The sequence below is a fragment of the Pseudomonas xanthosomatis genome, from assembly GCF_019139835.1.
Classification (GTDB): Bacteria; Pseudomonadota; Gammaproteobacteria; order Pseudomonadales; family Pseudomonadaceae; genus Aquipseudomonas; species Aquipseudomonas fakonensis.
Genome location: NZ_CP077075.1, coordinates 5,856,140 through 5,880,240 on the forward strand (window position 1 = coordinate 5,856,140; position 24,101 = coordinate 5,880,240).

Genomic DNA, 24,101 nt, shown 5'->3' on the forward strand with positions numbered 1-24,101 from the left:
CACAGGGACCGTGTTAAATCAATGAGTTGCAGTTTGTTCTATGAGAGCCGGCTTGCCGGCGATAGGGCCCTCGAAGTAGGCGTTCAACACCTGCAAGTCGCGCGCATCCAGCACCCCCGCCAGGTAGCGCAACTGCAACCACGCCCGCAGGTAGTCATAGCGCGCCTGGGCCAGGTCGCGCCGGGCGCTGTACAGCTGCTGCTCGGCGTCCAGTACATCGAGGTTGACCCGCTCGCCCCCGGCCACGCTCTTGCGCGTGGCCTCAACCAACGCCCGCGCCGAGTTCACTGCCAGGTCGTAGGCGCGGATCTTCGCCGTGCTGCTGGCGCACAAATTGAACTGCCGGCGCAGCTGGTTGACCGTGTCGCGCAGTTGCGCGTCCAGCTCGAAGCCTGCCGCATCGCGCTGGGCCCTGGCCTGGCGTACCGCTGCCGACACCCCGCCACCGGCGAACAACGGCAGGCTCAGTTGCAGGCCGATGCTGTCGGTGTCGTAGCGCTGGTTGTAGGTGCTCTCGGAGCTTGAGCTGGAAATGCCCTTGCTGGCGTAGGCGCTGAGCGACGGCAGGTGCCCGGCGCGCTGGCGCTCGATGTTCTGTTCGGCCACATCCAGGCCGTGACGCTGGCTGGCAAGCTCGGCGTTGTGCGCCACCGCCAGGTCACGCCAGGGTTCGAAACGCGCCGGGCTCAATGGCTGCACCCTGAAGCCCGTAGCCAACGGCGCCAGGTCTTCGACCCCCACCGCCTCGCCGACGATGGCCTGCAAGGTGCGCAGTGCGGCATCCAGGTTGTCACCGGCCTCGATCTCCTGGGCCTGGGCCAGCTCAAGGCGGGCACGGGTTTCCAGCACATCGGTGCGGGTACCCTCGCCACCCTTGAGCAGGCGCTCGTTGAGGGTCAGCTGCTCGGCGTAGGTGCGCCGCTGGGCCTGGGCCAGGTTGATCTGCTCGTGGGCGAACAGCGCCTCGCTGTAGGCCTGGAACAAACGCACCACCAGCTCCTGGCCACGCCCGCGCAGGCGCTCGTCAGCCAGCGCCGCCTGGGCCACGCCGCTGCGGTACTGGGCCCAGGCGGCATAGTCGAACAGCGGCTGCTCGACGGTCAGGGTCGAGGTGTAACTGCGATAGTCGCGCTGGGTGGTGACATCGCCGAACTGGCTGTACTGGGTCACCTCGGAATCATTGCGGGCGCGGTTGTAGCGGTACGAAAGCTTGGGCAGCAACCCGGCGCGGCCGATGGCCAGGTTCTCGATACCGGCGGCGCGTTCGGCAATGGCGCCCTGCCAGGTGGGGTCGTTGCGCAGGGCCAGGGCGTAGGCGTCACCCAGGTCCAAAGCATGTGCCGAGGCACTGCCACACAGCAGCGCGGCGAGGGTCAGGCGGGCAATCAGCATTGCAGTCATTCCTCCGCCAGGGCGACATGCACCCGGTCGGCCAGCGGCTTGAACAGGTAGTTGAGCAGCGAGCGTTCGCCGGTACGCACGAAGGCCTCCACCGGCATGCCGGGGCGAATGTCCAGCCCGGCCAGCTGTTCCAGCCCCTGGGGGCTGACCTTGATGCGCAGCTGGTAGTACGGCTGCTGGGTCTTTTCATCCAGCAGGCGGTCGGCCGACACCAGGGTCACCTCGCCGTCCACCCGCGGCGTGGTGCTCTGGTTGAAGGCCGAGAACATCAGCTCTACCGGCAGCCCCGGGTGCAGGCGGTCGACCATCTCCACCGGTGCCCGGGCATCCACCAGCAGTGGCACCTCGCTAGGCACGATCTCCATCAGTTGCTGGCCGCGGGCGATCACACCGCCGTTGGTGAACACGCTCAGGTTGACCACGGTGCCGTCGGCGGGGGCGCGCACCTGGTTGTGGGCCAGTTCAAAGCGCGCGCTGCGCAGGCGGTTGCCCAGGTCCTCGGCATTGGCTTGCAGTTCGGCGAGCTGCTGGCGCACCTCGTTCTGGAACTCTTGCTGGCGCTGGCCGATGCGCAGTTTCAGCTCCAGCACCTGGCGCCGGGTGCGGCCGATGGAGCCCAGGTCCTCGGCGATCGAGCCGTTGACCTGGGCCAGCAGCCGTTCGTTGTCGAGCAGGCGGTTACGCGGAATGTAACCGTCCCGGGCCAGCTCGCGCAGGCCGTGCAGTTGCTCGTCAAGGGCATCGCGCTGGGCCTGCTTGCTGGCCATCGAGCCTTGCAGCCCGGCAAGCGATGCCTCGGCGCCAGCGATGTTTTCACGCAGGCCGTCAAGCTCCATGCGCAGGGCCTGGGCGCGGCTGGCGCGCAACTGGCGCTGCGCCTCGAGGGCCGTGGCGACCCAGGGTGTGCCGGCCTGGGCCAGCAGGTCCTCGGGGAAAACCAGGCTGCTGGCAGCGTCGCGCTCAGCCTGCAGGCGCGCCTCACCGGCCCGGGCATTGAGGTACTGCACCTCGAGCGAACCGACCTGCGCCTGGGCCTGGGTCGAGTCCAGGAGCACCAGCACCTGGCCGGCGGTAACCCGGTCGCCATCGCGCACCAGCAGTTGCTCGATCACCCCGCCGGTGGGGTGCTGCACGGCCTGGCGGCTGCCGGCGACCATCACCGTGCCGCTGACCGGCACGCCTTTGTCCAGCGGCGCCAGGGCGCCCCACAGCAGAAAGCCGCCGAAGCCTGCCAGCACCAGCCAGCGGCCGATGCGCGCCGGGCGATGGGCGTCCAGGCGCAGCACATTGTCGGGCGCAGCCTGGGAAATTACGGGGTGTACGGTCATGGTCTCACGCTCTCGGCTGGCCAAAGGTCATGCTCAGCCCTACCGGCGCCCGGGCAGGTGCCGGTGCTGCCGGGCGGGCGCTGCGCTGCACGTCCTGCAGCACCCGCGCGGTCGGGCCGAAGGCCTGCAACTGGCCGGCCTGAAGCATCAGCAGGTTGTCCAGCCCGGCCAGCAAAGCCGGCTTGTGGGTAATCAGGATCAAGCTGCGCTTGAGCTCGCGCACCTTGGCGATGGCCTCGACCAAGGCCCGCTCGCCGGCCTCGTCGAGGTTGGAGTTGGGCTCGTCCAGCACGATCAGCGCCGGCAGCCCGTACAGCGCCCGGGCCAGGCCGATGCGCTGGCGCTGGCCACCGGACAACCCCATGCCGCCCTCGCCCAGCTGGGTGTCGTAGCCGGCCGGCAGCTTGAGCACCATGTCATGCACCCCGGCCAGTTGCGCGGCAGCCACCACCTGCTGGGCGTCCACCGGCCCCAGGCGGGCGATGTTCTCGGCGATGCTGCCGGCGAACAGTTGCACGTCTTGCGGCAGGTAGCCGATGTGCACGCCCAGTGCCTGGCGGTCCCACTGGCTCATTTCGGCGCCATCCAGGCGCACCTTGCCGCTGGCGGCACGCTGCGCCCCCACCAGCACCCGGGCCAGGGTCGACTTGCCCGAGCCGGACGGCCCGAGCATGCCCAGCGACTCGCCGGCCGGCAGTTCAAAACCCAGGTTGCTCAGGCACGGGCGGTTGCTGCCCGGCTGCAGCGCCGTCAGCGCCTCGACACTCAACCGCCCGCTCGGCGCCGGCAGCGGCATGCCCGCCGGGCGCGGTGGCTGCGCCCGCAGCAGCTCGTTCAGCCGCTGGTAGGCCTGGCGCGCCGCGCCCCACTGGCGCCAAGCGCCGATCAGCTGGTCGATCGGCGCCAGCACCCGGGCCATCAGAATAGAACCTGCGATCATCATGCCCGGGGTAATCAGCTGCTCGATGGCCAGCCACGCCCCCAGGCCCAGCACCAGCGATTGCAAGGCCAGGCGCACGCTCTTCGACACTGCAGTCACCGCCGCGGTGCGCTCGCTGCCAAGGCTCTGGCGGGCGAGAAAGCCATGGTGCAACTGCGCCCAGCGCTGGCGCACCGCGCCGAGCATGCCCATGGCTTCGATCACCTCGGCGTTGCGCAGGTTGCCGCTGGCCTGCTGGCCGGCCTGCTGCGACAGCTGCCCGGCTTCGGCGAACGGCGCCTGGGTCAGGCGCTCGTTGGCCCATGCCAGCACGATCAGCAGCACCGCGCCAACCACGGCCATCAGCCCCAGCCAGGGGCTGAACAGGAACATCACCAGCAGGTACACCGGGAACCACGGCGCATCGAAGAAGGCGAACAGCGCCTGGCCGGTGGCGAACTGGCGCAGGCTGGTCAAGTCGGCGAGCATCTGCCCGGCCGCACCCTTGTGCCCGGCCAGGCTGGCTTCGAAGGCGGCCTCGAACACCCGCGGGTTCAGGCGCATGTCCATGTGCGTGCCCAGGCGGATCACCACCTGGCTGCGCAACCACTCCAACAGCCCCATGAAGGCGAACAGCCCGATGATCATCAGGCTGAGCATCAGCAGGGTCATCTCGTTACGCGAGGACAACACCCGGTCGTAGACCTGCAGCATGTACAGCGCCGGCGCCAGCATCAGCAGGTTGATCACGGCGGTGAACAGGGCGACGTTACCCAGGCCTGCACGGCAGGCCTTGAGCGCCAGCAGCACTTCGTTGACTGCGGCGGGAGCGGTTCGCATTTGTTGTAAACCTCGCACAAGGCGCAGGCAGGCGATTGCGTTCGCGCCACCTACGCCACAAAATTCGCACCACCGCAGCCTGGGCCCGGCAAAGACACGGGCTGCGGGGTAATGCAGCAAATCAGCGAATGTCAGGGCGACCTGCCATTCGCTTTTTCATGCCTGGGCTCAGGCCGCCAGGGCCAGGTCCTCAGGCAGCGCCTGCACGCCAACGGCATCGGCCGAGACAGTGCTGACCGGGCCTGCGGCCAGGGCTGCACTGATGTCGGCGAAGGTGTTGTCGGTGGACACGCCGTAGTCGGCCAGCAGGTTGTCCAGTACCGATTCCAGCGCGCTGGTGTTGCCCTGCATCAGGCCGTAGATCACGTCGTGCACATCGTTGGCACCAGCCACGCGGCCATCGCCCAGGGCCGAGCTCAGGTCCAGGCCGCCGAAGGTGACCACGAAGTTGCTCAGGGTGTAGTCGCTGCCGCTGCCGCCGCCCAGGGTCTGGCCGAGCGAAACGTTGTCCAGCTCGCCCCACAGGTAGTGGTTCTGGGTGCTGCTGGCTGGCAGGGTTGGGTTGAACACGTAGTGCAGGCCGTTGCTGGTGTCGCTGTCGGCGATGAACGCGTAGCTGGAGCTGGCACCGCGGGTGGCGTACTGGTCACCATCGAAGGTGCCGTTGCTGAAGCCGCCGGTGTTGCCTTCGCCGTGGTCGGCGGTCTTGAAGCCGTTGGACCAGAAGGCCAGGTAGCTGTCGACGGTGGCGTTGGCGAAGGTGGCGGAGTAGGTAACGGACAGAGTCATTTCATTTCCTCGTTAACGGTACAGCATTGAGCGAAGGCGCATTCCATGCCTTCGTGTTGCCCAGGACGGGCGAACTCGGGGTAGTTCAGAAGCGGTACTCGAGCATGCCGGTGAGCGTGCGACCACGCGCCAGCGAAAGGTTGTTGACGTCGCCCATGGCGACGAAATAGGCCTGGTCGGTGACGTTCTCCATCGACAGGCCGATGTTCAGGCTCTCGGTCATCCAGTAGCTGGCGTACAGGTCGTAAACCTTGTATTGCGGCCACAGCGCCTGATCGAGCTGGTTGTAGCCCTGGGCATTGAGGTTCTCACCGTTGCCCTTGCTGTAGCGAAGCCGCGCGCCGACATCCAGGGTGTTGTCGAAAAAGCGCAGGCCGACGGTCAGCGAGCCGCGGTCGGCCGGCATGTAGCTGGCGTTGCCCATGATGTCGCCGCAACGCACCCGGGCATCGAGGGCCGGGTCGCTGCCGGTCTGGTAGACCGGGAACGGCAACATGATGATCACCCCGCCGAAGTCCACCGGTCGCAGCTCGGTACCGACCTGGGTTTGCGACTGCGCACCGCCCATGTACAGCTGGTTGGAGCAGAACTCGTTGCTGCCGATCATGTGGGTGTAGCTGAGCTGGCTGTAGAAGCCGCCGGTGTCGTAGTCCAGCGAATACTCGATACCGCGAAAGCGCGTGGTTTCGAGGTTGTTCTGATAGGCGTTGCGGCCCATCGACAGGCCGGTGACCCCTGTGGTGCCGGGCAGGTCGACGTTGGTATCGAGGAACGAGAAGTTGTCGATACGGGTATCGAAGTAAGCCACCTTGGCGCCCAGCCGGTCGCCATCGCGAAACAGCGACTCCTTGAAGATGTTGAAGCCCGCCTCCCAGTTGTGCGAGGTCTCCGGCTTGAGGAACGGGTTGGGGTAGACCATTTCGCTGCCGCCGCCATGGGGCTTGCCGCTCATGAACGCTTCGGTCACTGACGGCGGGCGCCAGCCGCGGCCCCAGCGGGTATACAGCTGCAGCCAGTCCAGGCCCGGTTTCACGCCAATGCCGAAGGTCGGCGAAAAGCGCCCGGCCTCCTGGTCCACATCGAACAACAGGTCGGTGCTCGTGTACTGCGGGTCTACTTGCGGTGCACCGGTGGGCAGCATCCAGGCGGTGAAGCCGGTCTGGCCGGTCAGCCGGTAACGGTCGTAGCGCAGGCCGGCATCCAGGGTCAGCCAGTCGCCGTGCTCGAACTTCAGCTCGCCGAACACGCTGGCCATGACCCGCTTGCCCTGCGGCGTGGCACCGCTGGCGTAGGGGTTGGTGTGCTCATTGGGCGCCGGTACCCGCTCGCTCGAAGGCTTGAAGGTGTCCTGGAACAGCTCGGTACCGTAGTTGAAGCTCAACGTATCGCTTTGCCCGAAATAAAAGCGCGAGGTGTTCTGCAGTTGCAGGCCCCAGGTGTCGGTCTGGAAGCGGTCGGTGTAGGGGCCGTAGTAGTTGCCACTGGCCTGGCTCGCGGTGCTGCCGGCGTTCCAGCGGTCCTGGCGGGTGGTCACGTAGTACAGCTTGGCCTTGAAGTCGATCAGGTCGTCATCGGGGGCGTAGCTGTAGTCCAGCGCAACGTTGCTGGCGGTGATGTCGTTGCTGGCAGAGCGCCGGTAGTAGTACATGTTGTCTTCGTTCATGTACGTCCAGGCGTCCTTGCTGTCGGTGTCGGTCTGCATGTAGCTCAGTTGCAGGCGCTGCGCCTCGGGCAGGTTGAGGCCGACCTTGATCATCTGCGAGCGGGTGACGCTGCCCATGTCGCCCACCTCGGACTCCAGCCAGTCCTTCCAGGCCTCGGGGAACAGGTTCTTGTTGCGGATGTTGGTACCCAGGTTGTCGGCGTCGTTGGTACCGGCGCGGTAGTTGCCGAAGTGCCGCTCGCTCATGCCCAGCAGCAGGTCGCCCACCTCGTTGCCGAAGGCGAACACGCCGCTGCCGTTGAAGTAGGTGCCGTTGCCCAGCTCGCCGATGCCGTGGCCTGCACGGATGCGCCCGCCGAACTCCTTGCCAGGGCCTAGAAACTCGCTGGCCTGCACGGTGTTGAAGCTGGCGATGCCGCCGAGCACGCCGGCACCGCCCATACCCGACTGACTGCCCTTTTCGATCTCGACGTTGCTGATGAACTCGGGGTCGATGAACATCACGCCGTTGCGCTGCTGGTGGCCGTTGACGTTGAAGTTCTGGCGCATGCCGTCGATGTTCATGTTGACCCGGCCGTAGTCCTGCACGCCGCGGATGTTCACCGACAGGCCCGGGTCGCGCTGGTCCACCGCGGTGTACACGCCGGCGGTTTCCTCGAGCATGTCGGCGGCGTGGCGCGGCGGGCGCTTGTCGATCTGCTCGCGGGTGATCACGCTGGTGGAGCGTGGCGTCTGGTACACCCAGTCGGCGCCGCGGTTGGACTCGACATGGGTGGCCCCCAGCTCCATGGCTTCGCCGGAGGCTTCCAGGCGCTCCAGGCCCACCTGCCCGGGGGCGCTGAAGTGGTAGCGCACCGGCATGCCCAGCAGCAGCTGGCGCAAGCCGCCTTCTGCGCTGTAGCTGCCGCGCAGGCCTTCGCTGTGCAGCCCGGCCAGCTTGCGGCTGTCGAAGAACACCTGCACCCCGGACTGCTCGGCGTAAGCCAGCACGGCGCGGTCCAGCGGCTGTGCGGGTATGTCGAACTGCACCAGTTGCTGGCTGGCGGTATTGCCGGGCGTTGCGGCCTGGGCCATGCCGATCCCCATCGGCAAGGCCAAGGCGCCCAGGGCCAGGCTGCCGGCCAGGGCGATGCGGCCCAGGGGCCTGCGAGGTTGAAGGGTTTGCGTGCTCACTGCGCGTCTCGTCTTTTGTTGGCGATTTCTAGTAATGAAAATCAATCTCAACAATCAGACGAGCAAGCCACACAAAGTCAGTAAGGCAAATTGCAGATTTTTTCGCTCGATCAGTAAATCAGCGTCAGGCCGGGCAATTCCAGGCGCTCGGCCTTGAGCTCGGCGGCCAGCACCGCTGGGGCTGCGGTGAGGTTGTCGAGGCGAAACACACCGCTGACCTCGCGCCGGGCCAATGCCCCATCGATCACCAGCAGGCGGCCGGCGCGGTAGCGGTTCAGGCGCTCGACCACCTCGGCCAGCGGCTGGCGTTCGAACACCAGCACGCCGCGCTGCCAGTCGGTGGCCCGCTGCAGGTCGCGGCCAGGCCACAGGCGAATACCCATGGCCTGGTCATAACGCAGCGCCTGGCCTTCACCCAGCAACTGGCGAGCGCTGCCTTGATCGGGCGGTGCTTGCAACGTCACCTCGACACTGTGCTCGAGCATGCCGACCCAACCGCCCTCGCCCGCCGCACCGACCACAAAGCGCGTGCCCAGGGCCTGGCTGCTGGCACCGGCATACTCCACCACGAACGGCCTTGGCTCTGTCGCCGTGACCGGGGCGGCGCTGAACACCGCGTCACCTGCCAGCAGGCGCACCCGCCGCTGCTGGCCATCGAAGGCCAGTTGCAGGGCGCTGCGGCTGTCGAGGTCGACCTGGCTGCCGTCTGGCAGCGTGACCCGCCGCACTTCGCCCGCCGCCGTGAGGTAGTCGGCGCGCCAGCTCAACAGCCATTGCGGGCCTTGCTCGACCCCCAGCGCTGCCACCAGCACCAGCGCACAACAGGCCACGGCCTGGCGCAGGCGCGACCTGCGCCGGCGGGTGACGGGCGGCGCCGACTGCACCACCGGCCCGCGCCGAGCGGGCGCAGCCATCGGCAGGCTCGCCAGCTGGCCGAGGTCGGCCCAGGTCGCCTGGGCGAACGCATGGGCCTGGGCGTGGCGCGGGTCCTCTGCGCACCACTGCTCCAACGCCTGCTGCTGCGCACTGCTCAAGGGGCCGGCGCCCTGCAGCACCACCCATTCGGCGGCCTGCTCGCGGATGGCTTGCTCGTTCTGGCTGCTCACACGGTTCTCTCGTGATCTGGTTATGTCTGGGCTGACGTCTGAGGCAGGGTTTTTCAGTAAACCGTTGGTCATTCGGTTTCCTGCAGGCACTGCATCACATAGGCCAGGGCCTTGGCCAGATGCTTCTGCACGGAGCTGTCGGAAATACCCAGGTGGCGGGCGACCTCGGCGTGGGTCATGCCTTCCAGGCGGTTGAGGCGAAACACCTGGCGGGTGCGCTCGGGCAGCTCACCCAGAATCGCCTGCAGGCGGCGCAGGTGTTGTTCTCGGGCGGCCTGTTCGTCGAGCCCGGGGCGCTCTTCGACAATGCCTTCCAGCGCCTCGTGCGGCACCAGGTCGGTTTTGCGCCGTTGTTGCTGGCGCACGTGGTCGACCATCAGGTTATGGGCCGTGCGGTACAGGTAGGCCTGGGCATTGTCGATCTGGTCGAGGTGCTGTTGCTCGGCCAGGCGCAGAAAGCTGTCCTGCACCAGGTCGGCGGCCAGCTGCGGGTCGCGCACCTTGCGCGAGAGCATGGCCTGCAGGTTTTTCGCGTGCTTGAGAAACAGCCGCTTGAGGTCGAACTCCGCCACACGCACTCCATGGGGTGGTCGCAAGGTGGCGGCTATGCTACTGGCTATTGAGAATCAGTTGCAACTCCATGCCGTACCTTGCTGCCTTCAACGCTCCAGCACCGCCTGATCGGCTGCCTTGTAGGTAAATACCTGTGGTGCCAACAACGAAACACCCACCACTGGCACAACCCGCCCGGTTTCCTTGTAGAAATCCCGCTGGATGTTCTTCGCAGGCTCAAGGCCAGCCGCACTGGTGTAGAAGAACGCCTCTACCGGCAGGTTGCGCAGGTTCTGGTCCCAAGTCTTGATCACCACCTCGTTCTGCCGCCAGCGAACGTTTTCCTTGTCCGGGTTTTCCCGTGCCTTCAGGCTCAGCTCAAACCCCGCCTTGTCGGGGGCGAAGCTGCATTGGTGGTCGTAACGCGCTTCCTCTGGCGGGTACTGGACGAACTTGTTGCGCCAGTCCTCGAGCTTGACAGCGGTGCACCTGCCGGTACCGGCATACCCCTTGTTTTCGCCACAACCGCTGCCGACGCGTGTCGCCGTACCGGCGTCATAAGGGAAGGCACACAGTACCTGCAAGGGGTAGAACGGCGGCGCCCAACGGCTACCCTCGGAAAGGATCAAGCCATGGCTGCGGTTTTCCTGCAGCTTGGACATCTTAAGGTCGCTGCGGATGTAGCTGAACGACACACCACCGAGCTTCTGCGCTCCGGGGCTGGGGTTCCAGGCCCGGAAGGACGGCGAATAATCGACCACCCGGATGAACACGCCGTTGCACTGGTAATCAGCCTGTTCGCCCGGGCAGGGGTCGGTGTTCCTGAAGCGCGCATTCAAGCGCTCGGCTACCGCCACCGCAGGCGGCGAGGCACTGACGACGGCGGACACGACGTCGATCACCAGAGGTCTGGACAGCACAACCGCGCCCTGGCCGGCAACCTTGTAGCTGTAAGTCAGGCTGACCGAGCGGCCGATGTTCTCCAGCCACCAGGCCAGCGGCGTGCTGAAGGTCAGTGGCGCAACGCCGGAGACGGTCTGGATCGGGGCGTCTCTGGTGGCCACGCCTACCAGGCGCAGGCCAACGGTATCTGCCGCTGACATGCCAGGGAACAGCACGCTGACCTTGGCATCGCGACCTAGGGCATCGACCTGCAACCGGCCTTGGGCCGCCTCGTTCACCGCGAACTGTTCCGCACCGGAGCTGACCACCTTGATCGGCAACGCCGCAGACGTCAGCAAGCTGCCAACGCCATTGACCTTGCGGCTGTAGGTCAGCTCGATCGAGCGCCCCAGGTTCTCGCGCAACCATGGCCGCGCCAGGGTGAAGCGGAGCATGCCGGGCGAAGTGACGGTCTTGATCTGGGTATCGCGGATGACCACCCCGGCGAGCCTGACCCCCACCGTGTCCCTCGCCGCCATTGCCGGGTAGAACAAGGTCAAGGTCGCATCGCCGGCAAGCTGGTCGATATCCAGCTCACCGCCACGTGCCTGGTCGAGGGTGAACACTGGCTCCTGCGGCAATGCTTCGGCTTGTACGCCCCCCGCCACCAGCAATAGCGAAAGCAAAACTCCCCTGAGCATACGCATCTTGGCCACCTGCCTTTGCACTCATGACGAGGCCCAAGCGTCGCATGCGGCCGGCATGCGCAAAACTGGCAAAAATATCAGGTGCCCCTCAAGCGGAGTGGCTCGCCAGGGTCATTCGAACAGCGCATCCAGGGCCTGTTCCAGGCGCGTCACGGCAATCACCTGCAGGCCCGCGGGCGGCTCCTTCGGCGCATTGCCCTTGGGCACGATGGCGCGCTTGAAGCCGTGCTTGGCTGCCTCTTTGAGGCGCTCCTGGCCGCTGGGCACCGGGCGCACCTCGCCCGACAGGCCGATCTCGCCGAACACCAGCAGGTCGTGGGCCAGCGGGCGGTTGCGCAGGCTCGACATCACCGCCGCCAGCAGCGCCAGGTCAGAGGCAGTCTCCAGCACCTTGACCCCGCCAACCACGTTGAGGAACACGTCCTGGTCGTGGGTGGGGATGCCGCCATGGCGGTGCAGCACCGCCAGCAGCATGGCCAGGCGGTTCTGGTCCAGGCCCAGGGTGACCCGCCGGGGGTTGGCCAGGTGGCTGTCGTCCACCAGCGCCTGCACTTCAACCAGCATTGGCCGTGTGCCTTCCCAGGTGGCCATGACCACACTGCCGGGCACTTCTTCCTGGGTACGGTTGAGGAAGATCGCCGAGGGGTTGGAGACCTCTTTAAGGCCGCGGTCGGTCATGCCGAACACGCCCAGCTCGTTGACTGCACCGAAGCGGTTTTTCACCGCGCGCAGCAGGCGCAGGCGGCCGTCCGATTCACCTTCGAAATACAGCACGGTGTCGACCATGTGCTCCAGCACCCGCGGGCCTGCCAGCGAACCTTCCTTGGTGACGTGGCCGACCAGGAAGATCGCCGTGCCGCTCTGCTTGGCGTAGCGCACCAGCAACGCGGTGCTCTCGCGCACCTGGGCCACGCCGCCCGGGGCCGACTGCAACTGCTCGGTGAAGATGGTCTGGATCGAGTCGATCACCATCACCCGGGGCTTTTCCTGGCGGGCGGTGGCGATGATCGCCTCGATGCAGGTTTCGGTCATGACCTTGAGCTGGTCCTGGGGCAGGCCCAGGCGCCGCGAGCGCATGGCCACCTGCTGCTGCGACTCTTCGCCGGTGACGTACAGCGCCGGCATGTGGGTGGCGATGTTGCACAGGGTCTGCAGCAGGATGGTCGACTTGCCGATGCCGGGGTCGCCGCCGATCAGCACCACCGAGCCATCCACCAGGCCGCCGCCGAGCACCCGGTCGAGCTCGGTGCTGCTGGTGGTGAAGCGCGGGATCTCTTCGACGCTGACCTCGGCCAGGGTCTTGATCTGCGCCTGCTGCCCGGCCCAGCCGGCACGCCCGCTGGGGGCTGCTGCACCGCCGCTTTCGATCATGCTCTCGACCAGGGTGTTCCAGGCACCGCAATCGCCGCACTGGCCGGCCCATTTGGGGAAGGTCGCGCCGCACTCGGTGCAGCCATACAAGCGCTTGGCCTTGGCCATGGGCGGGGTCTCCTGGAAAAAACCGCCATGATAGCCGAACTGGCACGTGCCCCGGACGCCCCGGGATGCGACAAAACTATTCGTTCTAAGCGAAGTCAACAGCCCTGTACCCAGCGCATGATGCGTTGCAGTGGCTTACACTGCCTCTACCTCACCATTTGTTACAAGGAAATCGAACATGGGCATGCTCAATGAATTCAAGGCCTTCGCGGTCAAGGGGAATGTCGTCGACATGGCCGTCGGTATCATCATCGGCGCGGCCTTTGGCAAGATCGTCTCGTCGTTCGTGGGCGACGTGGTGATGCCGCCGCTGGGCCTGCTCATCGGCGGCGTAGACTTCAGCGACCTGGCCATCGTGCTCAAGGCGGCTGAAGGCGATGTACCGGCGGTGGTACTGGCCTACGGCAAGTTCATCCAGACCGTGATCGACTTCGTGATCATCGCCTTCGCCATCTTCATGGGCGTGAAGGCCATCAACCGCCTCAAGCGCGAAGAGGCCGTGGCACCCAGCGTGCCACCTGCACCTACCCCGCAGGAAACCCTGCTGACCGAGATTCGCGACTTGCTCAAGGCGCAGAACCCAAAATAAGCGGCAAGCTTCAAGCTGCAAGCGACAAGAAAAAGCCGGACCGCGATTACTCAGCATTCGCGGCCCGGCTTTTTCTTGTGGCTTGCAGCTTGTGGCTTACCGCTTACCAGTAGTTCTCCACCGCCACCTGCCCAGGCCGCTTGCTCAGGCTCAGTTGCAGGTCACGGGCCTTGAGCACCTTGCGGGTCTCATCGATCATCTCGGGGTTGCCGCACAGCATGATGCGTGAATGCTCCGGCGACAGCTCAAGCCCTGCGGCTTTCTCCAGCCCGCCGTTCTCGATCAATGTGGTAATGCGCTGATTCAACGCCCCAGGGTGCTGCTCGCGGGTGACCACCGGAATGAACTGCAACTTGCCGGCGAACTCGGCCAGGTACTCGCGTTGCTCCAGTTCGGCGATTTCCTTCACGTAGGCCAGCTCCCTGGCTTCGCGCACCGAGTACACCAGCTTGATGTTGTCGAAACGCTCCCAGGCCTCGAAGTCCTGCAGGATCGACATGAATGGCGCAATACCCGTGCCGGTAGCCAGCAACCAAAGGTCACGCCCGCCGACGAAACGGTCCAGGGTCAGAAAGCCGAATGCCTGGCGGTCGATCAACAAAGTGTCGCCCTGCCCCAGGCGGCTCAGTTCACTGGTGAACTCACCCCCAGGCACCACGATGGAGAAGAAGTCCAAGTAGTCGTCATGGGGGGCGCTGACCATCGAGTAGGCGCGCCACACCACGCTGCCGTCGGCCTTGGTCACCCCCAGGCGGGCGAACTGCCCGGAGCGGAAGCGAAAGCCCGGGTCGCGGGTAACCCGCAGGCTGAACAGGTTCGGCGTCAGCGGCTGGACATCGAGCAGGGTCTGGCGGGTGAACTTGTCGGCGCTGGCGGTCATCTCGGGCTCCTGGAATCAGATGCGTCAAGTGTCGCGCAAAGCGCCGCAGATAAAAACCGCCGGTTTGTAGGGCATCGCCAGACTCAGACAACCAGGCAGCTAAAAAAACCTACGCGCTATAGCAAAAAATACCGAGCGCAGGGTGAGTACATTTCCTACACTTCGGCGGTGCAGTTCGGAAATCGGATCCAAGGGATCAGACGGAGTTTCATCTATGACACAGTGGACTTGCGAGCAGCTTGAGCAGTTTGCACAGCATGCCGAGCCTCAGCAGCTTTTCGCCAGCGCTATTGAACTGGTGCAAGCTCTGGACATGGAGTTCGTCGGCCTGACTTTGCACCTGCACGCTGCTGTTCATGCGCCACAGGTCATCAGCTACAACAATTACCCGCGTGAGTGGAATGATCGCTACCGCCAGGACCATTTCATCAAGATTGACCCAACAGTATCAAGGTGCCACCACAGCACGCTACCGCTGCTGTGGAGCGACTCACTGTTCGAGGAAGTACCGCACCTGCGTGAGGCGGCCTGCGCGCATGGCATGACCCATGGCTGGACCCAGTCGGTACACGACCTGCGGCACAACGAGAGCCAGCTCAGCGTCAGCCGACGGCACGGTGCAGTCGCTTCGGGTGAGCTCTATGCCAAAGGCGCCCAGGTCATGTGGCTGTGCCACACCCTGCACGCCGTGCTCAGCGAACATCACCTGGCCAGGCTCAGCCCCGCCCCGCAACTGAGCGAGCGTGAGCTTGAAGTACTCAAATGGTCTGCCGCCGGCAAGACCGCCTCGGATGTGGCGACCATCCTGTCGCTGTCCACCAGCACCGTGAACTTCCACATCCGCAGCGTGATCAGCAAGACCAACGCTGCCAACAAGGCCGGCGCCATCGCCATTGCCGCCCTGCGCGGCCTGCTCTGACAGCCCGCGCCCCCGCAACCGGCAAACCCCTGTAGAATCGCCCGCCTCAAGCCCGCCGCACCGCGCGCCGGGCAGATTCGCAGCAGAGCCATGCCATGCCTTCGTTCAACAGCCCCTTCGCCGACCTCGACCTGATCCGCCAACCGGAGCAGGCCAATGACCCGCTGCTGGCCTTCGACGCCGCCGACCAGTACCTGCTGGAACACCTGGCCACCCAGGCGCCGCAGCCGGGCTGGCGGGTACTGGTGCTCAACGACAGCTTCGGTGCCCTGGCCGTGAGCCTGGCAGGCAAGCTGGACGTCACCAGCAGCGGCGACTCGCACCTGGCACGCATGGCCCTTGAAAAGAACCTGGCGCGCAACGGCAAGGCGTTCGATGCCGTGCCGTTCGTGCCGGCAAACGAAAACTGGCAGGGCCCGTTCGACCGCGTGCTGGTGCGCGTACCGAAAACCCTGGCCCTGCTCGAAGAGCAACTGATTCGCCTGCAGGGCCAGTTGGCGCCGGGCGCCGAAGTGATTGCCGGGGCGATGATCAAGCACCTGCCCCGGGCCGCCGGCGACCTGCTGGAAAAATACATCGGCCCGGTGCAAGCCTCGCTTGCGCAAAAGAAGGCCCGCCTGCTCACGGCGACTGTGGCCGAGCGCCCGCTGGCGAAGTCGCCCTACCCCAGCCGCTACCGCCTGGACAAGCCGGCGCTGGAGCTGGTCAACCACGCCAACGTGTTCTGCCGCGAAGGCCTGGACATCGGCACCCGCGCCTTCCTGCCGCACCTGCCCCAAGGCCTGGGCAACGCCCGGGTGGCGGACCTTGGCTGCGGTAACGGCGTGCTGGCCATCGCCAGCGCCCTGGCCAACCCCGATGCCCACTACACCCTGGTGGACGAGTCGTACATGGCGGTGCAGTCGGCCCGCGACAACTGGCAGGCGGCGCTGGGCGCCCGTGAAGCCAACATCCACGCCGCCGATGGCCTGGCCGGCATCGACAAGCAGTCGCTGGACGTGGTGCTGTGCAACCCGCCGTTCCACCAGCAGCAGGTGGTCGGCGACTTCCTTGCCTGGCGCATGTTCCAGCAAGCCCGCGAGGCGCTGGTGGTGGGCGGGGCGCTGTACATCGTCGGTAACCGCCACCTGGGTTACCACAGCAAGCTGGCGCGCTTGTTCCGCGGGGTAGAACAGGTGGCAGCGACGCCTAAGTTCGTGGTGCTCAAGGCGCGCAAGTAATGTGATTGGGTAATGTAGGAGCCGGCTTGCCGGCTCCTACAGACGCGGTGCAGGCTTGAGCTCAGTGGGTACTGAGCCCCGCCGCATTCATGAACAGGCGCATGCCATAGGCCACCACCCCCAGCGCCGCCACGCTCAGTGCCCAGATCAGCACCAGCCAGCCCAGGCGTTGCCACAGCGGTTTCTTTTCTTCGACGTTCATCACCGCGCTCCTAGTGGTAGCCATCGTCATGGGTGACCTTGCCGCGGAACACGTAATAGCTCCAGAAGGTGTACCCGAGGATGAACGGCAGGATGAACAGCGTGCCCACCAGCATGAAGCCCTGGCTCTGCGGCGGCGCTGCGGCGTCCCAGATGCTGATCGACGGAGGGATGATGTTCGGCCACAGGCTGATACCCAAGCCGCTGTAACCAAGGAAGATCAGCACCAGGGTCAGCAGGAACGGCGTGTAGTGGGCGTTGCGCTGCACCGCTCGCAGCAAGGCGTAAAACGTCACCAGCACCAGCAGCGGCACCGGCATGAACCACAAAAGGTTGGGCATGCTGAACCAGCGATCGGCGATCTGCGGGTAGGCGATCGGCGTCCACAGGCTGACGATACCGATCACCGCCAGCAACACCAGCGCCAGCGGCCGGGCCAGGTCGTGCATCTTCTGCTGCAGCGGCCCTTCGGTCTTCATGATCAGCCAGGTGCAGCCCAGCAGCGCATAGGCAACGATCAGCCCCAGGCCGCTGAACAGGGTGAACGGGGTCAGCCAGTCGAGGGTGCCGCCGACAAACTTGCGGTCCACCACCTTGAAGCCTTCGATGAAGGCGCCCAGCGCCACGCCCTGGAAGAAGGTCGCCACCAGTGAGCCCCAGATGAACGCCTTGTCCCAGATGTGGCGCTTGTGTGCCCGCGCCTTGAAACGGAACTCGAAGGCCACGCCACGGAAGATCAGCCCCACCAGCATCAGGATCAGCGGCAGGTACAAGGCCTCCAGCACCACCGAATAGGCGAGCGGGAAGGCGCCGAACAACGCCGCACCGCCCAGCACCAGCCAGGTTTCGTTGCCGTCCCACACCGGAGCGACGGTGTTCATCATCACATCGCGATCACCCTCGCCCGGTACGAACGGGAAGAGGATGCCTATCCCTAAGTCAAAGCCATCCATCACCACATACATCATCACCCCGAAGATGATGATCACGGCCCAGATCAGCGGAAGGTCGATACCCATCTCAGTGCCCCTCGTTCAGGCGGGTGGAGTCGGCCTCGTGGCCATCGTCGGCGGCCGACAGCGGCCGCGCCGGGGTACGTTGCTGGCCTGGCCCGCCGGGCGGCTGCTCGTCGCCTTCGCCGGTTTTCGGCCCCTTGCGCACCAGGCGCATCATGTACCCGAGGCCGGTGCCGAACAGCGCGAAGTACACCACCACGAACATCACCAGGGTGAAACCGAGCTGCGCGTAGCTGTGGTTGGACACCCCGTCGGCGGTGCGCATCAGCCCGTACACCACCCACGGCTGGCGGCCGATCTCGGTGGTGAACCAGCCGGCAAGGATGGCGATCAAGCCCGACGGGCCCATCCACAGGGTGAGGTAAAGGAACGGCCGCGAACTGTACAAGGTGCCGCGTTTACGCAGCCACAGGCTCCACAGGCCGACGAAGATCATCAGGAAACCCAGCCCGACCATGACCCGGAACGACCAGAACACGATGGTCGAGTTGGGCCGGTCTTCAGGCGGGAACTCCTTCATCGCCGGCACTTGCTTGTCCAGGCTGTGGGTCAGGATCAGGCTGCCCAGCGCCGGAATTTCCACCTTGAAGCGGGTGGTTTCGGCCTGCATGTCAGGGATGCCGAACAGGATCAGCGGGGTCGGCTCGCCGGGCTTGTTCTCCCAGTGGCCTTCGATGGCAGCGATCTTCACCGGCTGATGCTTGAGGGTGTTAAGCCCGTGGAAGTCGCCGATCACCGCCTGGATTGGCGCCACGATCAGCGCCATCCACATGGCCATCGACAGCATCTTGCGCACCGCCGGGTTGTCACGCCCACGCAGCAGGTGCCAGGCCGCCGAGGAGCCGACGAAGAACGCGGTGGCAACGAACGCGGCGGTGGCCATGTGCATCAGACGGTAGGGGAACGAGGGGTTGAAGATCACCGCCAGCCAGTCCACCGGGATCACCCGGCCATCGACGATCTCGTAGCCTTGCGGGGTCTGCATCCAGCTGTTGGAGGCGAGAATCCAGAACGTCGACACCAGCGTGCCCAGCGCCACCATCACCGTGGCGAAGAAGTGCAGGCCGCGGCCGACGCGGTTCCAGCCGAACAGCATGACCCCCAAAAAACCTGCTTCGAGGAAGAATGCGGTGAGCACTTCATAGGTGAGCAAGGGGCCGGTAATGGCGCCGGCGAAGTCGGAGAACTGGCTCCAGTTGGTACCGAACTGATAGGCCATGACCAGCCCGGAGACCACGCCCATGCCGAAGTTGACGGCGAAGATCTTCGACCAGAAGTGGTAGAGGTCACGGTAGGTGTTGTTGCCGGTCTTCAGCCAAAGGCCTTCGAGGACCGCCAGGTAGCTCGCCAGGCCAATGGTGATGGCCGGGAACAGGATGTGAAAGGACACGGTAAAGGCAAACTGGATTCGGGCGAGCTCTAGGGCTTCTAATCCGAACATGGTGCTTCCTCTTCAGATAATCCGGCGCAGGGCTTGTGGCCCGTTGCCCACTCCCCCTACGGATGTCGAGTGCGGCGCGTTGGAATTGTTCTGTTCGATCGCAGGGATTGCGGCCCGAAGGCCCGTTCGTTGCATCTGGAACGATTGATCCAAGTCAACGAATGTCAGCAAGCATAGCCGTGAATCCTGCGGCGGGAGGCGTGGCGCGATGCCGCGTGACCGGTTGCCCCACCCCCTTTACCGGTAGATGAAAAAGTGGCCGCGGCGCCTTTCAGCAACCATTTGTTACAAACAGATGTTACGCTTCAGGCCCCTCTGCTCCCGGTGCTACAGGCTCGCCGATGTCCGACTCCGCCCCACAATTGCTGCGTCATCACCGTCCGTTCATCGCCTTCTGGCTGGCCCGGGTGTTCACCGCCAGCGGCTTCCAGATGCTCACCGTGGCCATCGGCTGGCACCTCTACCAGCTCACCGGCAACGTGCTTGACCTGGGCCTGGTGGGCCTGGTGGAATTTGCCCCGCGGGTGTTGTTCATGCTGCACACCGGCCACGTCGCCGACCGCTACGACCGGCGCAAGGTCGCCGCGCTGTGCCAGACCCTGCAGGGGCTGATCGCCCTGGCCCTGGCCCTGGGCAGCGCCACCGACAACGTCAGCCGCGAGCTGATTTTCGGGCTGGCCTTCCTGCTCGGCGCCACCCGCTCGTTCGAGATGCCGGCCACCCAGGCCTTGCTGCCCAACGTGGTGCCGCCGGGGCTGTTCCCGCGGGCGGTGGCCGCCTCCGCTTCGGCCACCCAGTCGGCAACCATCATCGCCCCGGCGGTGGGGGGCTTTCTGTATGCCTTTGGCAGCATCTGGGTATACGGGCCCACGGTGCTGCTCTACGTGATCGCCTGCTGCCTGATGCTCAGCCTGGATTCGCGCCAGCAGCAGGCCCAGCGTGGCCGCGCCAGCCTCGATTCACTGTTGGCCGGGGTGCGTTTTATCCGCAGCCGCCCGGACATCTTCGGGGCCATCTCGCTGGACTTGTTTGCCGTGCTGCTGGGCGGCGCCACTGCGCTGCTGCCGGTGTTCGCCAAGGACATCCTGCTGACCGGCGCCTGGGGCCTGGGCCTGCTGCGCTCGGCACCGGCGGTGGGGGCATTGTTGATGTCGCTGTGGCTGGCGCGCTTCCCGGTGGAGCGCAAGGTGGGGCTGACCATGTTTACTGCAGTGGGGGTGTTCGGCGTGGCCACCATCGCCTTCGGCCTGTCGACCTCGTTCTGGTTCTCGCTGGCGGTGCTGGTGGTGCTGGGTGCGGCAGACATGATCAGCATGGTTATCCGCGGCGCCTTCGTGCAGTTGGAGACCCCGGACGAGATGCGCGGCCGGGTGAGCGCGGTGAACGGGCTGTTCATCGGTGCCTCGAACCAGCTGGGCGAGTTCGAGTCGGGGCTGACCGCGCACTGGTTCGGCACGGTGCCGGCAGTGGTGCTGGGCGGGGTGGGCACGCTGGTGGTGACCGGGACATGGATGAAGCTGTTCCCGACCCTGACCCATCGCGACCGGCTGCACAACGGTTGATCCTCCGTGGGAGCGGGCTTGCCCCGCAATTGCGCCTGCACGGCCTGCTGCTCACGAACCGACGAAATCGCGGGGCAAGCCCGCTCCCGCAATAGGCCCCCGCCCCCCCATGCTGGTATGATGCGCGGCTTTTTTCCGACCTCTGTGCTTTGCTGATGGGGTCGATACATTCACGGCGCGAGGGCGCCCCGGGAGCCGGCATGCTGGAAAGGCTGTTTCAACTAAAAGCACACAACACCAATGTGCGCACCGAGATACTGGCGGGCGTCACCACCTTCCTGGCCATGGCCTACATCCTGTTCGTCAACCCGAGCATCCTCGGCGAAACCGGCATGGACAAGGGCGCGATCTTCGTCGCCACCTGCCTGGCCGCGGCCATCGGCTCGGTGACCATGGGCATCATCGCCAACTACCCGATCGCCCTGGCGCCGGGCATGGGCCTGAACGCCTTCTTCACCTACACCGTGGTGCTGCACATGGGCCACACCTGGCAGGTGGCACTGGGGGCGGTGTTCCTCTCGGCGGTGTTGTTCTTCCTGCTGTCGATCTTCCGTATCCGCGAATGGATCGTGAACAGCATCCCGCTGCCGCTGCGCTCGGCCATCGCCGCCGGTATTGGCCTGTTCCTGGCGCTGATCGCCCTGCATAACGCCGGCATCGTCGTCGATAACCCGGCCACCCTGGTGGGCCTGGGCGACCTCAAGCAACCGGCGCCGATCCTCGCCACCCTGGGCTTCTTCATCATCGTCGCCCTGGAATCGCTGAAAGTGCGCGGCGCGGTGCTGATCGGCATCCTCGCCGTGACCATCGCCTCCATCGCCCTGGGCGTCACCCCGTTCGGCGGCGTGGTGTCGATGCCGCCATCGCTGGCGCCGACCTTCCTGCAGCTGGACATCAAGGGCGCGCTGGATGTGGGCCTGATCAGCGTGATCTTCGCCTTCCTGTTCGTCGACCTGTTCGACAACTCCGGCACCCTGATCGGCGTGGCCAAACGCGCCGGCCTGATGGGCAAGGACGGCCACATGCCGAAGATGGGCCGCGCCCTGATCGCCGACAGCACCGCCGCCATGGCAGGCTCGCTGCTGGGCACCTCGACCACCACCAGCTACATCGAGTCCGCTGCGGGCGTGAGCGCCGGTGGCCGCACCGGCCTGACCGCCATCGTGGTTGCCATCCTGTTCCTGCTGGCGCTGTTCTTCGCCCCGCTGGCCGGCAGCGTGCCGGCCTTCGCCACCGCCCCGGCGCTGCTGTTCGTGGCCGTGCTGATGGCCTCGGGCCTGGCCGAAATCAACTGGGATGACGTTACCGAAGCCGCCCCGGTGGTGGTTACCGCGCTGGCCATGCCGCTGACCTACTCGATCGCCAACGGCATCGCCTTCGGCTTCATCGCCTGGACCGCCATCAAGCTGCTGTCCGGCCGTCGCCACGAGCTGAACCCGGCCCTGGTGATCCTGTCCATCCTGTTCGTCATCAAGCTGGGCTGGTTCAACGCATGAGTGCCGTCTTCGACCCTTCCACCTACGACACCCAGCTTGAGGGCAAGGTCGCCCGCCTGCGTGAACTGCTGGCGCCCTTCGGGGCACCGGAGCCGGCCGTGTTCGACTCGCCGCGCGCGCACTACCGCCTGCGCGCCGAGTTTCGCCTGTGGCGCGAGGATGGCCAGCGCCACTACGCGATGTTCGCCCCGGGCGAGAAGCACAAGGCGATCCTGATCGACGACTTCCCGATTGCCAGCGAGCGCATCAATGACCTGATGCCGCGCCTGAAGGCTGCCTGGCAAGCCAGCGAGGCGCTGAACAACCGCCTGTTCCAGGTGGAGTTCCTCACCACCCTGGCCGGCGATGCGATGGTCACCCTGTGCTACCACCGCCCGCTGGACGAAGCCTGGCAAGCCGCCGCCGAGCAACTAGCCAGCGAGCTGAACGTCAGCGTGATCGGCCGTTCCAAGGGCAAGCGCGTGGTCATCGGCCGCGACTATGCCGTGGAACAGCTCGACATCGCCGGGCGTACCTTCAGCTACCGCCAGCCCGAAGGCGCCTTCACCCAGCCCAACGGCGCGGTGAACCAGAAGATGCTCGGCTGGGCCTTCGAGGCCATGGGCGAGCGCAGCGACGACCTGCTGGAGCTGTACTGCGGCAACGGCAACTTCACCCTGCCGCTGGCCACCCGCGCGCGCCAGGTGCTGGCCACCGAGATCAGCAAGACCTCGGTCAACGCCGCGCTGCATAACCTGGACGAAAACGGTGTGGGCAACGTGTGCCTGGTGCGCCTGTCGGCCGAAGAGCTGACCCAGGCCCTGAACGAGGTACGCCCGTTCCGCCGCCTGGAAGGCATCGACCTGAAAAGCTACGACTTCGGCACCGTGTTCGTCGACCCGCCGCGCGCCGGCATGGACCCGGACACCTGCGAGCTGACCCGGCGCTTCGAGCGCATCCTGTACATCTCGTGCAACCCCGAGACCTTGGCGCAGAACATCGCCCAGCTGCAGGATACCCACCGCATCGAGCGCTGCGCGCTGTTCGACCAGTTCCCCTATACCCATCACATGGAAAGCGGGGTGTTGCTGGTCCGTCGCTGACCGGTAACCCGAGGGGGCCGCAACGGCCCCAGCCGACTGCGCAAGAAGTTGCGCAACCGTTTTGCCCCACACCCCCGCTAAAAGCGCCACAGCCCTTTAATGACGGGGCCTGTGGCCGGGTGCGCAAGAACTTGCACAGCACTGCGCAAGTTCTTGCGCACTTTCCTGCCCGGGCGCCGGTATTTATTTGCCATGCAGCCTCGACGCTGCGCGCCAGCCCCCGCCGGGCAAGGGCTGGCCGTTTTCTGGCATGCAACTTGAAGACAGCCTCCTGCAACCGGACAACGATTTCCGGCAAATCGATACCTTATTTCCGCAAGGAGAGCTGCAATGCCAACACCCGCGTACCTGACCCTGCAGGGCACCAAACAAGGCCTGATCACCGCCGGCACCTTCACCGAAGATTCGGTCGGCAACATCTTCCAGGAAGGCCACGAGGACGAGATCCTCGTTCAGGCCTTCGACCACCAGGTGATCATCCCGCGTGACCCGCAGTCCGGCCAACCCACCGGCCAGCGCGTACACAAGCCGCTGAAGATCACCAAGGTGTTCGACAAGTCCTCGCCACTGATCTTCACCGCCCTGACCAGCGGCGAGCGCCTGACCGAGTGCACCCTGAAGTGGTTCCGCACCTCGGCTTCCGGTACCCAGGAGCACTACTACACCATCAAACTCGAAGACGCGATCATCGTCGACGTGCAGTCCAACATGGCTAACTGCCAGGACCCGAACATGGCGCACTTCACCCACCTTGAAGACGTCTACTTCACCTACCGCAAAATCACCTGGACCCACGAAGTCTCCGGCACTTCCGGCTCCGATGACTGGCGTACCCCGGTCTCGGCCTAAGCGCCCG

At 65.5% G+C, this 24,101-nt stretch carries 20 protein-coding genes; 7 read left to right on the top strand and 13 right to left on the bottom strand.

Annotated elements, in window-relative coordinates:
* Positions 1–18: 18 nt before the first annotated feature.
* From KSS93_RS25870 to radA, 9 genes are all read right to left on the bottom strand, one after another.
* Entirely contained in the window at positions 19–1,392 is a 1,374-nt protein-coding gene (locus tag KSS93_RS25870) for a TolC family outer membrane protein (protein ID WP_225917261.1), read from the bottom strand.
* A 5-nt stretch (positions 1,393–1,397) separates the two neighbouring features.
* Positions 1,398–2,729 carry an HlyD family type I secretion periplasmic adaptor subunit gene (locus KSS93_RS25875; protein WP_217886562.1) on the bottom strand — a complete coding sequence of 444 codons (1,332 nt, stop codon included), beginning with the start codon at positions 2,727–2,729 and terminating at the stop codon, positions 1,398–1,400.
* 4 nt (positions 2,730–2,733) lie between these two features.
* Positions 2,734–4,488 carry a type I secretion system permease/ATPase gene (locus KSS93_RS25880; RefSeq protein WP_217886563.1) on the bottom strand — a complete coding sequence of 585 codons (1,755 nt, stop codon included), beginning with the start codon at positions 4,486–4,488 and terminating at the stop codon, positions 2,734–2,736.
* A 168-nt stretch (positions 4,489–4,656) separates the two neighbouring features.
* A complete protein-coding gene (locus KSS93_RS25885) occupies positions 4,657–5,277 on the bottom strand; it encodes a heme acquisition protein HasA (RefSeq protein WP_217886564.1) in 621 nt (206 codons plus the stop codon).
* Between the two features lie 85 nt (positions 5,278–5,362).
* Positions 5,363–8,026 carry a TonB-dependent receptor gene (locus KSS93_RS25890; RefSeq protein ID WP_217888808.1) on the bottom strand — a complete coding sequence of 888 codons (2,664 nt, stop codon included), beginning with the start codon at positions 8,024–8,026 and terminating at the stop codon, positions 5,363–5,365.
* A gap of 197 nt (positions 8,027–8,223) precedes the next feature.
* A complete protein-coding gene (locus KSS93_RS25895) occupies positions 8,224–9,219 on the bottom strand; it encodes a FecR family protein (RefSeq protein WP_217886565.1) in 996 nt (331 codons plus the stop codon).
* 68 nt (positions 9,220–9,287) lie between these two features.
* On the bottom strand, positions 9,288–9,791 hold the full coding sequence (locus KSS93_RS25900) for an RNA polymerase sigma factor (protein ID WP_217886566.1): 504 nt from the start codon (positions 9,789–9,791) through the stop codon (positions 9,288–9,290).
* 87 nt (positions 9,792–9,878) lie between these two features.
* Positions 9,879–11,360, bottom strand: a complete 1,482-nt coding sequence (locus tag KSS93_RS25905; protein WP_217886567.1) for a hypothetical protein — start codon at positions 11,358–11,360, stop codon at positions 9,879–9,881.
* A gap of 111 nt (positions 11,361–11,471) precedes the next feature.
* Entirely contained in the window at positions 11,472–12,839 is a 1,368-nt protein-coding gene (gene radA, locus KSS93_RS25910) for a DNA repair protein RadA (RefSeq protein WP_217840410.1), read from the bottom strand.
* A gap of 178 nt (positions 12,840–13,017) precedes the next feature.
* Between radA and mscL the strand changes: the two genes are divergently transcribed.
* The gene (gene mscL, locus KSS93_RS25915; RefSeq protein ID WP_217886568.1) at positions 13,018–13,428 is read left to right on the top strand and encodes a large-conductance mechanosensitive channel protein MscL; all 411 of its coding nucleotides are present in this window, start codon (positions 13,018–13,020) and stop codon (positions 13,426–13,428) included.
* Positions 13,429–13,531: 103 nt separating this feature from the next.
* On the opposite strand, the gene KSS93_RS25920 is transcribed toward mscL, so the two are convergent.
* Positions 13,532–14,308 carry a ferredoxin--NADP reductase gene (locus KSS93_RS25920; protein WP_217886569.1) on the bottom strand — a complete coding sequence of 259 codons (777 nt, stop codon included), beginning with the start codon at positions 14,306–14,308 and terminating at the stop codon, positions 13,532–13,534.
* 214 nt (positions 14,309–14,522) lie between these two features.
* Here KSS93_RS25920 and KSS93_RS25925 point away from each other — a divergent pair, with 214 nt between their 5' ends.
* Both KSS93_RS25925 and KSS93_RS25930 read left to right on the top strand, forming a co-directional pair.
* Positions 14,523–15,227, top strand: coding sequence for an autoinducer binding domain-containing protein (locus KSS93_RS25925; protein WP_217886570.1), 705 nt, complete (start codon positions 14,523–14,525; stop codon positions 15,225–15,227).
* A 95-nt stretch (positions 15,228–15,322) separates the two neighbouring features.
* A complete protein-coding gene (locus tag KSS93_RS25930; protein WP_217886571.1) occupies positions 15,323–16,447 on the top strand; it encodes a methyltransferase in 1,125 nt (374 codons plus the stop codon).
* Positions 16,448–16,508: 61 nt separating this feature from the next.
* Here the strand turns inward: KSS93_RS25930 and KSS93_RS25935 are convergent, their stop codons facing one another.
* The 3 genes from KSS93_RS25935 to KSS93_RS25945 are packed head-to-tail and all read right to left on the bottom strand — an operon-like array spanning position 16,509 to position 19,105.
* Entirely contained in the window at positions 16,509–16,649 is a 141-nt protein-coding gene (locus KSS93_RS25935) for a DUF2474 domain-containing protein (RefSeq protein ID WP_217886572.1), read from the bottom strand.
* A gap of 10 nt (positions 16,650–16,659) precedes the next feature.
* On the bottom strand, positions 16,660–17,667 hold the full coding sequence (gene cydB, locus KSS93_RS25940; RefSeq protein ID WP_217886573.1) for a cytochrome d ubiquinol oxidase subunit II: 1,008 nt from the start codon (positions 17,665–17,667) through the stop codon (positions 16,660–16,662).
* Position 17,668: 1 nt separating this feature from the next.
* Positions 17,669–19,105, bottom strand: a complete 1,437-nt coding sequence (locus tag KSS93_RS25945) for a cytochrome ubiquinol oxidase subunit I (protein ID WP_217886574.1) — start codon at positions 19,103–19,105, stop codon at positions 17,669–17,671.
* A 341-nt stretch (positions 19,106–19,446) separates the two neighbouring features.
* On the opposite strand from KSS93_RS25945, the gene KSS93_RS25950 reads away from it, so the two are divergent.
* The 4 genes from KSS93_RS25950 (at position 19,447) to KSS93_RS25965 (ending at position 24,094) form a co-directional block, all read left to right on the top strand.
* Positions 19,447–20,667: an MFS transporter gene (locus KSS93_RS25950; RefSeq protein WP_217886575.1), complete on the top strand. Its 1,221-nt coding sequence runs from the start codon at positions 19,447–19,449 to the stop codon at positions 20,665–20,667.
* A 200-nt stretch (positions 20,668–20,867) separates the two neighbouring features.
* Positions 20,868–22,163 carry an NCS2 family permease gene (locus KSS93_RS25955; RefSeq protein WP_217840419.1) on the top strand — a complete coding sequence of 432 codons (1,296 nt, stop codon included), beginning with the start codon at positions 20,868–20,870 and terminating at the stop codon, positions 22,161–22,163.
* The gene (trmA, locus tag KSS93_RS25960) at positions 22,160–23,245 is read left to right on the top strand and encodes a tRNA (uridine(54)-C5)-methyltransferase TrmA (protein ID WP_217886576.1); all 1,086 of its coding nucleotides are present in this window, start codon (positions 22,160–22,162) and stop codon (positions 23,243–23,245) included. Before KSS93_RS25955 ends, trmA begins: the two co-directional genes overlap by 4 nt.
* A gap of 330 nt (positions 23,246–23,575) precedes the next feature.
* Entirely contained in the window at positions 23,576–24,094 is a 519-nt protein-coding gene (locus tag KSS93_RS25965) for an Hcp family type VI secretion system effector (RefSeq protein ID WP_217886577.1), read from the top strand.
* The last annotated feature ends 7 nt before the right edge of the window (positions 24,095–24,101 follow it).

Bases quoted from the DNA above. Each gene is read 5' to 3' on its own strand.
- KSS93_RS25870 (WP_225917261.1), bottom strand. From the start codon at position 1,392: ATGCTGATTGCCCGCCTGACCCTCGCCGCGCTGCTGTGTGGCAGTGCC.
- KSS93_RS25875 (WP_217886562.1), bottom strand. From the start codon at position 2,729: ATGACCGTACACCCCGTAATTTCCCAGGCTGCGCCCGACAATGTGCTG.
- KSS93_RS25880 (WP_217886563.1), bottom strand. From the start codon at position 4,488: ATGCGAACCGCTCCCGCCGCAGTCAACGAAGTGCTGCTGGCGCTCAAG.
- KSS93_RS25885 (WP_217886564.1), bottom strand. From the start codon at position 5,277: ATGACTCTGTCCGTTACCTACTCCGCCACCTTCGCCAACGCCACCGTC.
- KSS93_RS25890 (WP_217888808.1), bottom strand. From the start codon at position 8,026: ATGGGGATCGGCATGGCCCAGGCCGCAACGCCCGGCAATACCGCCAGC.
- KSS93_RS25905 (WP_217886567.1), bottom strand. From the start codon at position 11,360: ATGCGTATGCTCAGGGGAGTTTTGCTTTCGCTATTGCTGGTGGCGGGG.
- radA (WP_217840410.1), bottom strand. From the start codon at position 12,839: ATGGCCAAGGCCAAGCGCTTGTATGGCTGCACCGAGTGCGGCGCGACC.
- mscL (WP_217886568.1), top strand. From the start codon at position 13,018: ATGGGCATGCTCAATGAATTCAAGGCCTTCGCGGTCAAGGGGAATGTC.
- KSS93_RS25920 (WP_217886569.1), bottom strand. From the start codon at position 14,308: ATGACCGCCAGCGCCGACAAGTTCACCCGCCAGACCCTGCTCGATGTC.
- KSS93_RS25925 (WP_217886570.1), top strand. From the start codon at position 14,523: ATGACACAGTGGACTTGCGAGCAGCTTGAGCAGTTTGCACAGCATGCC.
- KSS93_RS25930 (WP_217886571.1), top strand. From the start codon at position 15,323: ATGCCTTCGTTCAACAGCCCCTTCGCCGACCTCGACCTGATCCGCCAA.
- KSS93_RS25935 (WP_217886572.1), bottom strand. From the start codon at position 16,649: ATGAACGTCGAAGAAAAGAAACCGCTGTGGCAACGCCTGGGCTGGCTG.
- cydB (WP_217886573.1), bottom strand. From the start codon at position 17,667: ATGGGTATCGACCTTCCGCTGATCTGGGCCGTGATCATCATCTTCGGG.
- KSS93_RS25945 (WP_217886574.1), bottom strand. From the start codon at position 19,105: ATGTTCGGATTAGAAGCCCTAGAGCTCGCCCGAATCCAGTTTGCCTTT.
- KSS93_RS25950 (WP_217886575.1), top strand. From the start codon at position 19,447: ATGTCCGACTCCGCCCCACAATTGCTGCGTCATCACCGTCCGTTCATC.
- KSS93_RS25955 (WP_217840419.1), top strand. From the start codon at position 20,868: ATGCTGGAAAGGCTGTTTCAACTAAAAGCACACAACACCAATGTGCGC.
- trmA (WP_217886576.1), top strand. From the start codon at position 22,160: ATGAGTGCCGTCTTCGACCCTTCCACCTACGACACCCAGCTTGAGGGC.
- KSS93_RS25965 (WP_217886577.1), top strand. From the start codon at position 23,576: ATGCCAACACCCGCGTACCTGACCCTGCAGGGCACCAAACAAGGCCTG.